Annotated in this window: 13 protein-coding genes; 12 read left to right on the plus strand and 1 reads right to left on the minus strand. The window is 37.1% G+C overall.

Annotated elements, in window-relative coordinates:
- Positions 1-232 precede the first annotated feature (232 nt).
- From ACYQ0E_RS03025 to ACYQ0E_RS03065, 9 genes are all read left to right on the plus strand, one after another.
- On the plus strand, positions 233-475 hold the full coding sequence (locus tag ACYQ0E_RS03025) for a type II toxin-antitoxin system Phd/YefM family antitoxin (RefSeq protein ID WP_460186777.1): 243 nt from the start codon (positions 233-235) through the stop codon (positions 473-475).
- Between the two features lie 7 nt (positions 476-482).
- Positions 483-761: a Txe/YoeB family addiction module toxin gene (locus ACYQ0E_RS03030; RefSeq protein ID WP_460186778.1), complete on the plus strand. Its 279-nt coding sequence runs from the start codon at positions 483-485 to the stop codon at positions 759-761.
- Positions 762-973: 212 nt separating this feature from the next.
- Positions 974-1,228, plus strand: a complete 255-nt coding sequence (locus ACYQ0E_RS03035; RefSeq protein WP_460186779.1) for a prevent-host-death protein — start codon at positions 974-976, stop codon at positions 1,226-1,228.
- Complete coding sequence (locus tag ACYQ0E_RS03040) at positions 1,218-1,493, plus strand: type II toxin-antitoxin system RelE/ParE family toxin (RefSeq protein WP_460186780.1); 276 nt, start codon at positions 1,218-1,220, stop codon at positions 1,491-1,493. The genes ACYQ0E_RS03035 and ACYQ0E_RS03040 overlap by 11 nt, the downstream gene beginning before the upstream one ends.
- 75 nt (positions 1,494-1,568) lie before the next feature.
- A complete protein-coding gene (locus ACYQ0E_RS03045) occupies positions 1,569-2,129 on the plus strand; it encodes a sugar transferase (protein WP_321324705.1) in 561 nt (186 codons plus the stop codon).
- On the plus strand, positions 2,129-4,006 hold the full coding sequence (locus tag ACYQ0E_RS03050; RefSeq protein ID WP_460186781.1) for a polysaccharide biosynthesis protein: 1,878 nt from the start codon (positions 2,129-2,131) through the stop codon (positions 4,004-4,006). The genes ACYQ0E_RS03045 and ACYQ0E_RS03050 overlap by 1 nt, the downstream gene beginning before the upstream one ends.
- Positions 4,007-4,973: 967 nt before the next feature.
- Positions 4,974-5,237 (plus strand): ComEA family DNA-binding protein, encoded by a 264-nt coding sequence (locus tag ACYQ0E_RS03055; protein WP_460186782.1) that lies wholly within the window; start codon positions 4,974-4,976, stop codon positions 5,235-5,237.
- Positions 5,238-5,372: 135 nt separating this feature from the next.
- Complete coding sequence (locus ACYQ0E_RS03060; protein WP_460188689.1) at positions 5,373-6,257, plus strand: DNA ligase; 885 nt, start codon at positions 5,373-5,375, stop codon at positions 6,255-6,257.
- A 79-nt stretch (positions 6,258-6,336) separates the two neighbouring features.
- A complete protein-coding gene (locus ACYQ0E_RS03065; RefSeq protein WP_460186783.1) occupies positions 6,337-6,867 on the plus strand; it encodes a Uma2 family endonuclease in 531 nt (176 codons plus the stop codon).
- Positions 6,868-7,030: 163 nt separating this feature from the next.
- Here ACYQ0E_RS03065 and ACYQ0E_RS03070 read toward each other — a convergent pair whose 3' ends face one another.
- Positions 7,031-8,212, minus strand: coding sequence for a pyridoxal phosphate-dependent aminotransferase (locus ACYQ0E_RS03070; protein ID WP_460186784.1), 1,182 nt, complete (start codon positions 8,210-8,212; stop codon positions 7,031-7,033).
- A 141-nt stretch (positions 8,213-8,353) separates the two neighbouring features.
- On the opposite strand from ACYQ0E_RS03070, the gene uvrB reads away from it, so the two are divergent.
- From uvrB to ACYQ0E_RS03085, 3 genes are all read left to right on the plus strand, one after another.
- Positions 8,354-10,384 (plus strand): excinuclease ABC subunit UvrB, encoded by a 2,031-nt coding sequence (gene uvrB / locus ACYQ0E_RS03075; protein WP_460186785.1) that lies wholly within the window; start codon positions 8,354-8,356, stop codon positions 10,382-10,384.
- A 222-nt stretch (positions 10,385-10,606) separates the two neighbouring features.
- On the plus strand, positions 10,607-11,407 hold the full coding sequence (locus ACYQ0E_RS03080; protein ID WP_460186786.1) for a L,D-transpeptidase Cds6 family protein: 801 nt from the start codon (positions 10,607-10,609) through the stop codon (positions 11,405-11,407).
- Positions 11,394-12,524, plus strand: a complete 1,131-nt coding sequence (locus ACYQ0E_RS03085) for a L,D-transpeptidase family protein (RefSeq protein WP_460186787.1) — start codon at positions 11,394-11,396, stop codon at positions 12,522-12,524. Before ACYQ0E_RS03080 ends, ACYQ0E_RS03085 begins: the two co-directional genes overlap by 14 nt.
- The last annotated feature ends 29 nt before the right edge of the window (positions 12,525-12,553 follow it).

Below are 12,553 nucleotides of genomic sequence, written 5' to 3' on the forward strand. Positions count from 1 at the left end.
AAAAAATGGCGGATGGCATACCAGGCTTGGTGAGTTATTGTGAGAATATCGATCATCCGATACTCTGCTTTGCCTTTGGAGATCTTTGGGTCAAGCCCGAGGATGACGTTGGGGTTATGAAGAAAGAAGTGACGTAGTGGTCGATATGTAATTTTACGCTTTAAAAACGATATCTTGTAAAAGCGAACGGATTAACGTACGATAATTATCGTTAGAATTGGAGGTTAAAATTATGACAACATTAAATTCTACTGAGGCACGCTCAAATTTTTATGGGTTAATTGCTCAAGTTAATGAATCTCATGAACCAGTGACGATTACGGGTAAAAAAGGTAATGCGGTGCTAATTTCTGAAGACGATTGGAGTGCCATAAATGAAACGTTATCGCTTTTAAATATTAAAGGCATGCGTGAATCGATTCTTGACGGTATGAAAACACCTCTTGATGAGTGTAGTCAAAGTCTAGAATGGTAGCTACTGAATGGTAAATAAACCAGAAAAGTGGGTTTTGGTCTATACAAAGCAGGCACAGAAAGACGCTAAAAAATTAAGTGCAGGAGGTTTAAAACCAAAGGCACAACAATTGTTAAGTCTTATAGAAAAATACCCTTTTCAAAATCCACCACATTTTGAGAAGCTTGTTGGGGATTTAGCTGGTGCATATTCTAGACGAATTAATATTCAGCACCGAATTGTATATGAAGTTTTTGAAGAGCAAAACATAGTAAAAATTTTACGTCTTTGGAGTCATTACGAATAATATGAGAATTGAGAATTGAGAATTAGGGACGGTACCCAAAGATACCGACCCTTTTTTACTCTACTCTACGCTAGAAGGGGGAAGTCGAAAACGTAGTGTCGGGGTAATCTATGTTTTCTGGAGACTATTTATTTTTACGGGAAATTAATAATTGGGCTTTGTTTACATAATCGTGTTAAAATTCTTTTAATAGTACTCTAAAGGATACGATTATGATTATTGCAGCTAATGAAATCAAAACCAAAGGGGTTTCGTTATTTGGTAAGGTGCTTGATAAAGCCGATGAACTCATTATTAATGTGCGTGGAAAAAACAAGTATGTAGTACTGGATATTGAACGCTACAATGAGTTTAGACAAAACGAACTCGAGCTTGCACACTTTAAGGTGATGCAAGATATACAAGAAGGGCGTTACAAAAAGCAAACGTCTGCCGACCATGTTAAAGAGTTGATGGATGCCTTATAAAATCATTCAAACGGATACCTATTTTAAGAAGCTGAAAAAGTTTATTAAAAAGCATCCAGATGCACTTGAACGTTATGTTAAAACTATTGAAATTCTTGAGGTTGATCCATTTCATCCATCACTAAGGCTGCATAAATTGCAGGGTAAGCTTCATGATTTTCATAGTGTATCTATCAACTTGAATTATCGGATTGTGATTGATTTTATTCTCACAGAGCAAGAAATTATTCCTATTGATGTGGGTACACATGACGAAGTCTATTAGGTTCCTTACCGTACATCTCCTAATTTGCCCAACACCTTTATAATCACCGTGTAATTACTTAGTTATGGCTGTTAAATGAAAAGAATTTTTGATATTTTTTTGGCTCTCATTGCCTTTAGCCTGTTAATTGTTCCCGCTGTGATTGTGGCATTATTGGTTAAACTGACTTCAAAAGGGCCTGTTTTATATTGGTCTGATCGGGTTGGTATAAATAATACAATTTTTAAAATGCCTAAGTTTCGTAGTATGAAAATTGATACTCCTGCCGTAGCGACTCATCTTTTACAAGATCCTAAAAGTGTATTGACTCCAATTGGTAACTTTTTACGTAAATCGAGTTTAGATGAGTTGCCACAACTTTGGTGTATTTTAAAAGGTGATATGAGTTTTGTGGGGCCACGCCCAGCGTTGTTTAATCAAGATGATTTAATAGAATTAAGAACTCAGCAAGGGGTGCATGAATTAATTCCTGGGTTAACGGGTTGGGCACAGGTTAATGGTCGTGATGAATTGCCGATTCCTGAAAAAGTCGCTTTAGATGTTGAATATATGTCTAAGCAGGGGTTTTGGTTTGATATTTATATTATTTGGCTTACTTTTTTAAAAGTCGTTAAGCGTGATGGAGTTTCACACTAATGTTTAGTTTTGATTGGTTAATTCCATTACCGCGTTGGCAAAAAAGAATAATTTCTGTTGCAACGGATTTTGTTAGCCTTATTTTCATTTCTTTAATAGCGGTATGGTTGCGTTTAGGCACAGTAGACCTGCCACATCAGTTTGCATTTGCCATTTTTATTCTGCCATTTTTAGCCCTGCCAGTATTTATTAAATTAGGTCTTTACCGAGCAGTCGTGCGTTACATTACTCATCGATTTATGTTTGTTGTATTTACGGCCGTATCGTTAAGTTTTTTAATTTGGTCAACCGCAATTTTAATGTTCGATTTAGCTTATCCGCGTTCGGCGTTAATTATTGCTTGGTTAATGGCGATATTGTATATAACGGGGTCTCGTTTAATTATTCGGTGGTTTTTGCTTAGATTAAATGGTGATAATGAGCTATGTGATTCTATTGTGATTTTTGGTGCGGGTGATGCCGGTCGTCAATTAATGCAGGCTCTTTCTGGAATTGCACATAAAAAAGTCGTAGCGTTTATTGATGATGATAAAAGTCTACATCACCAAAAAATTGGTGCTATCAAGGTTTATGAACGTGCGGATTTACAAGAATTAATCAACCGTTTTCAAGTTAAAGAAATTCTACTTGCTACGCCTGGTATGCCATCAAAAGAGCGTAAGGGCGTGCTAAATTGGTTGGCGCCTTTTCCTATTAAAGTGTCTACACTCCCAAGTATGGAAGAAATTGTGGATGGAACTGTCTCTTTTTCTGATGTTAGAGAAGTGAGCATTGAAGATCTTTTAGGTAGAGATGCCGTTCCTGCACAAGATAATTTATTAAGTGAATGTATTACCGATAATGTAGTCATGGTAACAGGTGGTGGTGGTTCAATTGGTTCAGAGCTTTGCAGGCAAATTATTCGACAAAAACCGCAAAAGTTAATTATTTTTGAACTGAGTGAATTTGCTTTGTACTCCATTCAACATGAACTTATTGGGCTTAATGCTAAATCTAATAAGCAGATAGAGTTAATCTCGATTTTAGGTGATATTAAAAACAAAACTAAGTTAGATAATTTGGTTAAACAATATCAAGTTGAAACGATTTATCATGCCGCAGCATATAAACATGTGCCGTTGGTTGAACATAATATTGCTGAAGGTATTTACAACAATAGTTTTGGCACCTTAACCGTTGCAGAAGTAGCGGCAGAAAATAAGGTTAAAAACTTTGTTTTGGTCTCTACCGATAAAGCGGTGCGCCCCACCAATTTTATGGGCGCAAGTAAACGTATGGCAGAGTTAAGTTTGCAAGCGTTACAAGATGAATACCCAAATACTCGTTTTGTAATGGTGCGTTTTGGCAATGTGCTTGGCTCCTCTGGTTCCGTTATTCCACTATTTAAACAACAAATAGCTAACGGTGGCCCTGTAACGGTGACACATAAAGAAATCACCCGATATTTTATGACTATTCCTGAAGCCGCTTCATTGGTGATTCAAGCGGGTTCTATGGGCGTTGGTGGTGATGTATTTGTTTTAGATATGGGAGAGCCTGTCAAAATAGCTGATCTAGCTGAAAAATTGATTAAACTTTCTGGACTTGAAATTATAGATTCCGAAGGGCATGGCGATATTGAAATTCAATATACGGGTTTGAGGCCTGGAGAAAAGCTATTTGAAGAGCTATTGATAGGCGAAAATGTTGACGGTACAGATCATCCAAGAATTATGAAGGCACATGAAGATTATATTGATTATCAGACTTTAAAACAGGAGCTGAATTCAATCTCTAAACTTCTTGAAAATCATGAGTATAAAAGTGTATCTAAAAAGTTAGAGCAATTGGTTTCAGGCTTTAGGCATTCATCAGAGATTGTGGATTATTTGCAATAACCCTTCCAAACATAGGGCTTAATTTAACAATCTAAAGCCGTAATCGTCATTATCGAACTTGATCCGATAGCCTGTTTTTGCGGTTGGAGGTCCCCGGGTCAAGCCCGAGGATGACAAACCGTATAATCGTAATTATTAGTTTTGATTTATACTCTAAAACGATAGTAGTCATTATCGGGCTTAATTTAACAATCTAAAGCCGTAATCGTCATTGTCGGACTTGATCCGATAATCTGTTTTTTCGGTTGGAGATCCCCGGGTCAAGCCCGAGGATGACAAACCGTATAATCGTAATTATTAGTTTTGATTTATACTCTAAAACGATAGTAGTCATTATCGGGCTTAATTTAACAATCTAAAGCCGTAATCGTCATTATCGGATCAAGTCCGATAATCTGTTTTTTCGGTTGGAGATCCCCAGGTCAAGCCTGAGGATGACAAACCGTATAATCGTAATTATTAGTTTTGATTTCATACTCTAAAACGATAGTAGTCATTATCAGACTTAATTTAACAATCTAAAACTGTAATCGTCATTATCGGACTTGATCCGATAATCTGTTTTTTCGGTTGGAGATCCCCGGGTCAAGCCCGAGGATGACAAACCGTATAATCGTCATTGTCGGACTTGATCCGATAATCTGTTTTTTCTGTTGGAGATCATGGATCAAGCCCGAGGATGACAGACCGTATAATCGTCATTATCGGACTTGATCCGATAATCTGTTTTTGCGGCTGGAGATCCCCAGGTCAAGCCCGAGGATGACAAACGCTACAACCATTATTATCCAGCTTGGGTATGGGTAATTATTGTTTTTGTGTTTTTTACTGTATAAATAAGAATAAATTTATACCAGTATATATAAAATTACTTAAGTAGTTAGTTTAATTATGTTATTCTTTTTTTAAGTTTATGTTTTTTAACGTAAATTTTTTGTGTTTATTTAAACCTTTGGAGAATATCAAAATGATTAAGAATTTAACTTCTATCTTTGCCGTAATGCTTTTGTCTCTAGCTAGTTTTATTGTTTCAGCTTCACCCGTTAATGTTAATAAGGCTTCGGCAGAAGAAATAGCCTCTTCATTATCAGGAATTGGGCCTGCCAAAGCCATGGCTATTTCTACACATTGTAAAAAAACGAAATGTAAAAAAGCAGACGATTTATTGGCTGTAAAAGGCATTGGTGAAAAAACACTAGCCAAAATATCTGCTGATTTACGATTTAAATAATCGTATTTATCATCATAAAATTAACTGAACAAAGAAACAAAATTGATGTTTTTTTCTTCAAAATTTCTTAAAAATACAAGATACAAAAGCCTGGTTAAATTGCCAGGCTTTTTGCTATTTTGCCAATTTCTTTTTATGGTGTTCTTGTTATTTTCACTCACGGCTAAAGCAGATAGCCTTAAGCCCAATTTAATGCTATTAAAAACGTATCAGCCTAATCAAGACATTACAGGTTGGTTAATGAGCGAAAAGTTAGATGGCGTGCGTGCTTATTGGGATGGTAAACATCTCATTAGTCGTCAAGGTAATGTGTATGCTTCGCCTAAGTGGTTTACTCAAAACTTTCCGCCGTTTGAGCTGGACGGTGAGCTTTGGTTAGCAAGAGGGCAGTTTCAAGAAACGGTGTCGATTGTTCGTCAACAAACGCCAGATAATCGCTGGAAGCAGATTACTTATAATATTTTTGAAGTACCCAATCAAAAAGGCGGTTTGTTAGAAAGATTATCGATATTAAAGGCCTTTTTAAAACACACCCCAAATTCGTTTATCAAAATCATAGAACAAAAAAGCATCAAATCTAATCAAGATATAGAGAAAGAGCTCAAGCGAATATTGGCGTTAGGCGGTGAAGGTCTAGTGGTGAGAAACCCAAGCATGGCATATCAAACAGGGCGTTTATCTACGGCTTTAAAGATCAAACAAAAACAAGATGCAGAATGTGTTGTTAAGTCTTACACAAAAGGTCAGGGAAAATTTACAGGCCTGGTAGGGGCCATTGAGTGTGAATTAATTCCAGAGCAGGTAACAAGGTTGTTTCCAAAGTTGAATGAACTGAGTACGCTGAATGGAATGAAAACCAAAAAGCAACAAATCATTAAAGTGGGAAGCGGATTAAGCGATTATCAAAGATTGCATCCGCCAAAAATAGGCAGTGTGATAACTTTTCAGTATATCGGTTTAACCAAAAAAGGCTTGCCACGTTTTCCGGTGTTTTTAAGAGAGCGAGTTGTGCAGGAGTGAGTATTTATCTTGCATTGTTCGCTTTAACAAAATTACAATTTAAGTGTATGATAGTAATGAATTATAAAAGGAAGTTGTCATGGCATTAGCCTATTCAGAGCACTATACCGTTAGAGACTATGCACTTTGGGAGGGTGATTGGGAGTTGATTCATGGAGCGCCTTACGCTATGGCACCGTCCCCGACGATTTCACATCAAAGACTTGAACAAGAAATTGCTGTTCAACTTTATAATGGATTAAAAAATTGTTCAACTTGTGAGGCATTAAGTGAGGTTGACTGGCAAAGTTCAGATGATACTGTGGTTCGCCCTGATATATTAATTGCGTGTAATATTGAGGGCGAAAAACTCACAAAAACGCCAGAGTTAATTGTTGAAATTGTGTCACCTACATCGGCAAAACGTGATGAGTTAACTAAGTTTGAACTTTATCAGCAAGAAGGGGTGAAGTTTTATATCTTGGCATACCCAAATGAAAAGATGGCTAAAGTGTATCGTTTACATGAAGGGCGATTTATTAAAGAAGCCGATTTTAGCAATGAGCAGTTTGACTTTAAAATTAAAGAGTGTGATTTAAGTATAGACTTTAGCCAAATATGGCGTGATTAAGGTCGTACTGTTAAATTATTTTAAACGACAAATTAAAAAAATAACAGGCCTGGTTGTTATTAGACGTTATTTCTAAGGTTACCCTAATCTCATAAAATATAAGCCTGTCACAGGGCATGCCTGACCTGGGTATTTATGAAAATATGGTGAGTTCAACCTTAGTCTAACTTTTCATAAACGCTTCAACACGATCTAGTGCATTAATTAAGTTTTCCATACTGGTCGCAAAAGAAAAACGCATGTGTTTATCAGCACCAAACGCCGAACCTGGTACAGCGGCGACTAATTTTTGATCAAGCAGTGCCGCTACAAAGTCGGTGTCTGTTTGGTAACCTTTCATTTGCATGGCTTCAGAAATATCCATAAACGCATAAAACGCACCATCTGCATGAATACACTCAAAACCAGGTAAAGTGTTAATGCGATCAACCACATATAAATGACGCTTTTTAAACTCAACTAACATGGTTTGAATACATTCTTGTGGACCATTTAACGCTTCTACTGCGGCGGCTTGAGAAATAGAGCACGGGTTAGACGTACTTTGCGATTGCACTTTGCGCATTCCAGCAATTAATTCTACTGAACCTGCGGCATAACCAATACGCCAACCTGTCATTGAATACGCTTTAGAAACGCCATTCATAACGATTGTGCGGTCATAAAGTTCTGGGCTAACTTCTAATAAGTTTGTAAACTTCACATCACTTAACATAATGTGTTCATACATATCATCAGAGGCAATAATGATATTTGGGTGTTTTACCAGCACATCGCCAATGGCTTTTAATTCATCAGCAGAATAAACCGCACCTGTTGGGTTGGATGGGCTGTTTAATACTAGCATTTTGGTTTTAGGTGTAATGGCGGCTTCTAATTGTGCAGCAGTGATTTTAAAACCTTGCTCAATGCCCGCTTCAATTACAACCGGCTCGCCACCCGCCAACAATGCCATGTCTGGATAAGAGACCCAATAAGGTGCTGGAATAATAACCTCATCACCATCATTTAATATCGCTTGGCAAAGATTATAAAAACTTTGTTTACCACCAGAAGAAACCAAAATTTGATTCATTTGGTAGTCTAGACCGTTATCACGCTTAAATTTTGCAATAATGGCTTCTTTTAAATCGGCCGTACCATCCACTGCCGTATAACGGGTTTGACCATTTTGAATGGCGGCAATGCCAGCAGCTTTAATGTGCTCGGGGGTGTCAAAGTCAGGTTCACCCGCTCCTAGGCTAATAATATCTTTACCTGCGCGTTTTAATTCTTGAGTTTTGGCTGTAATAACAAGCGTAAGAGAGGGTTTTACACGATTGACACGGTCAGATAAGTTGGCCATTGATTGAATTTCTCCACAGGTGGTTGAGCAGGTATAATAAAGAAATCTTTGCGAAAATTGCGCAAAAACCCCACTAGAGCTCATAAATAGTTAATGCCTTCCATTCTACTGGATTTTATAGGTATTTTTAAAGGAAAAAATGTGTCAAAAGCATTTGAATTAGTTTCACAGTATAAACCCAATGGTGACCAACCCTCTGCAATTGCTCAATTAGTTGAGGGAATTGAAGATGGAGAGGCGTATCAAACCCTTTTAGGGGTTACGGGTTCGGGTAAAACTTTTACCATTGCTAACGTCATTAAAACCGTGCAAAGACCTACCATTATTTTGGCGCATAACAAAACGCTTGCCGCGCAACTTTATGGTGAGATGAAAGGGTTTTTCCCTAATAACGCGGTGGAATACTTTGTTTCTTATTATGATTATTATCAGCCTGAAGCTTATGTTCCCGCTTCAGATACTTATATTTCTAAAGACTCCTCGGTTAATGAACAGATAGAACAGTTGCGTTTATCGGCCACCAAAGCCTTATTAGAGCGTGAAGATGTGATTTTAATTGCCACCGTTTCCGCGATTTATGGTTTGGGTGATCCGGAAATGTATCTCAAGATGATTTTGCAAGTACGTTTGGGCGATAAAATTACGCAACGCGATATTCTTACTCGCTTAACCTCAATGCAATATAACCGTAACGATATTGAACTATGGCGTGGTAACTTTAGAGTACGTGGCGATGTGATTGATATTTTCCCTGCTGAGGCGGAAGAATACGCAGTACGTATTGAGTTATTTGATGATGAAGTGGAAAGTATTGCTTGGTTTGATCCTTTAACCGGAGAAGTGTTAACAAGACCAACTCGAGTAACGGTTTATCCAAAATCGCATTACGTTACCCCCAAAGAGCGTGTTTTGGAGATGGTAGAAAAGGTTAAGGTTGAACTTAAAGAACGTTTAGAACAACTTCGAACCATGAATAAGTTAGTTGAAGCCCAGCGTTTAGAAGAACGTACCAAACTTGATATAGAGATGATGGTAGAGCTGGGTTACTGCACGGGTATAGAAAATTATTCTCGGTATTTGTCGGGCAGAGAAGCAGGGCAACCACCACCGACTTTAATGGATTACTTTCCTAAAAATTCTTTGCTAGTGATTGATGAAAGCCATGTGACCATCCCGCAAATTGGTGGTATGTATAAAGGCGACCGTTCTCGTAAAGAAAACTTGGTAGGTTATGGCTTCCGTTTGCCTTCAGCCTTAGATAATCGCCCAATGATGTTTGAAGAGTTTGAACGAGCGATGCCGCAGAGTATTTTTGTGTCTGCCACGCCGGGTAAATATGAAGCCGAACATTGTTCCACTATGGTTGAGCAAGTGGTGCGACCAACAGGTTTGTTAGACCCGATTATAGAAGTGCGTCCAGCCTTAACGCAAGTAGATGACCTATTGGGTGAAATTACATGGAGGGCAGAAAAAGGGCAGCGTATTTTAGTAACTACCTTAACCAAACGTATGGCCGAAAATCTGACCGAATACTTTGAAGATCACGGTGTACGTGTTCGTTATATGCATTCAGATATTGATACGGTAGAGCGTATAGAAATTATTCGTGATTTACGTTTAGGTGAGTTTGATGTCTTAATTGGTATTAACTTATTAAGAGAAGGGTTGGATATTCCTGAAGTAGCCTTAGTGGCTATTTTGGATGCCGATAAGGAAGGTTTTTTACGTTCTGAACGTTCGCTAATACAAACCATTGGCCGTGCGGCACGTAATGTAGAAGGTAAAGCCATTTTATATGCTGACAAAATTACCAAGTCGATGGAAAGTGCAATTGGCGAAACTGAACGGCGTAGAGAAAAACAAATTCAATATAATCTTGAGCGTGGTATTACACCACAAGGTTTAAATAAAAAAGTCAGTGATATCTTAGATGATTCACCTTATGCAGCTAAATCTACCAGGCCTGGTAAATCTAAAAAAGTGGCTGAAAATAATGTGGATTATGAGCCACAAAAAAGGCTATCACCCGCAGAACAAGCCACTCAAATTAAAAAAATAGAAAAACAGATGTATAAAGCGGCCAAGGAACTAGATTTTGAGTTAGCTGCAAAATTACGTGATGAACTAAAAACACTCAAAACTAATATGGTTGGCATTGGAGATTTACGCTAAAATACCCCGTTATTTTAAAATTACAATATAATTTATAAAGTCTCTACTAAAAAGTTGTTTAAAAGAGTAAGTTCGGTATTTTATGCAATACTTTTACCTGTAAGGTTTTATCTATTTAACGCATGGTTTAAATTCATTTTTATGTATAAAAATACAAATTCAAATTTTATATTAACAAACAAAATACGCGATATTTTTATTGCGTTAAACGCGTGTTTCTTATTGACGTTAAGTTTCTCTGTATTCGCTAAAGAGCCTGTTAAAAATGAACTCGTTAACCAGGCGGAACAGTTTCAAAATGGTTTAAATTTAGCCAAAAAAGGTTCATATGATCAAGCTTTAAAAATCTGGACAACATTAAGTGATTCAAGTGAATTAGTTCCAGAGTTAAAACGTGCAATTGAAAATAATATTGCCGTTATTTATATGAAGCAAAAAAAGTATGAAGAGGCTAAAAAACGTTTAGATACCGCTTTACAGGCTGATGCACAAGTCGCAGTTACCCTAAATAATTTAAATGAAATTTATGCATACGACGCCCAGAAAGCGTATCAAAAAATCTTTAAAGAAACGGCGGTAAAACAACCTTCGGCTAAATGGCTATATTTTGATGTTAAACAAGCTACCTTACCAACAGACAATGTAATCACTGATGCAAAAAATGCAGATGGCTTGCGAGTGGTTAAAAAATCGTTAGAACAATGGCGACATGCTTGGGCTAATCAAGACGTAAAATCGTATTTATCTTTTTATGATAAAAATAATTTTTTACCTAAAAACGGTATGCGCTATTCTACATGGGAAAAAGGGCGTTACCGTAGCCTACAAAACCCTAAGTTTATTAAAGTATTTTTAGACGATATTCAAATCACCCCAATTTCATCAACAATGATGCGTACACGCTTTTTACAGCGCTACCATTCAGACCGTTTTAAAGACGATGTATATAAAGTTTTACTTTGGAAAAAGACAGAAGGTACTTGGAAGATCATTCAAGAGGTTGTGATGTATGGCCAAAAGTAATATCTCAGTATTGTCGGTAAGTAAGCCAGGACGTAAATCATTTCGTAAATCGGTTTTATCGATGTCTGCAGGGGTGACCTTATCGTTTGTTTCAACGCTATTTCATAACGTATTGGCAGATGAGGTAATTAAAGCAGAACAAAAGCTATTATCGACATTAAATGATATACAAAACTTACAGTTAGATACGGCTTTATCTAATATTTCTGAATTAGAAAAAGAATATCCAAAATATAAATTAGCACAATTGATTAAAGCCGATTTATTAGCGGCTAAAACGGGTCAAACAAATCTACAAAAAGCCGTTTATAAAAAAAATCCAAAATCCGTAGATAGTTTATTGGCTGAAGCGGAAGTGCGTTGGCAGTTTTCTAAAGAAAGTTTAAAAAACAATGCCCATTTTGATGACTTTGTATTAAAAACAGCCCACCAAAAAAATATTGTTTTGGTTTCTCTTCAAGAGAGTCGTTTGTATTTATTTGAGCGTAACAGTAAAGGGCAAATGGTGCGCGTTGCAGATTATTACGTTACCATGGGACGTAAAGGCAGTGGTAAACAAAAAGAGGGGGATAACCGAACGCCTATTGGTGTTTATCATGTTGTTGACTTATTACCCGATTCTAGTTTGCCAGATCTTTATGGCGTGGGGGCTTTACCGCTAAATTATCCTAATGACTGGGATAAAGAACACGGTAAAACAGGGTCTGGAATTTGGTTGCACGGTGTACCTAGCGATACGTATATTCGAGCCCCAAAAGCCAGCCGTGGCTGTGTTGTATTAAATAATACAGCAATGAAACGACTCTTAGCTGATTACCAACTACCTTACTCAACCCCTGTACTTATTGTAGATCAAAAACATGCCAATTCTGGTTTTGTAGAAAGTAAGCAAAAGTTACTGCAAGATGTAAAAGGGTGGTTGGCTGATAATGAACACGTAGTAAATTGGCAAGATGTTAGTGTTTACCGCTATCCTGATGAAGAAAATTTATACTATATTACCTTTCCTGGCACTGAAAAAAATACTTTGGTACAGCAATACTGGAAACGTGATTCAGATGGTGATTGGAAGGTTTTGGTACAGTCTAAAAATAATATTCAAATGGCAACCAAATAAACGTTTAGCTTTTGGCTCTATGTTGTATA

Source organism: Thiomicrorhabdus hydrogeniphila (assembly GCF_054656895.1).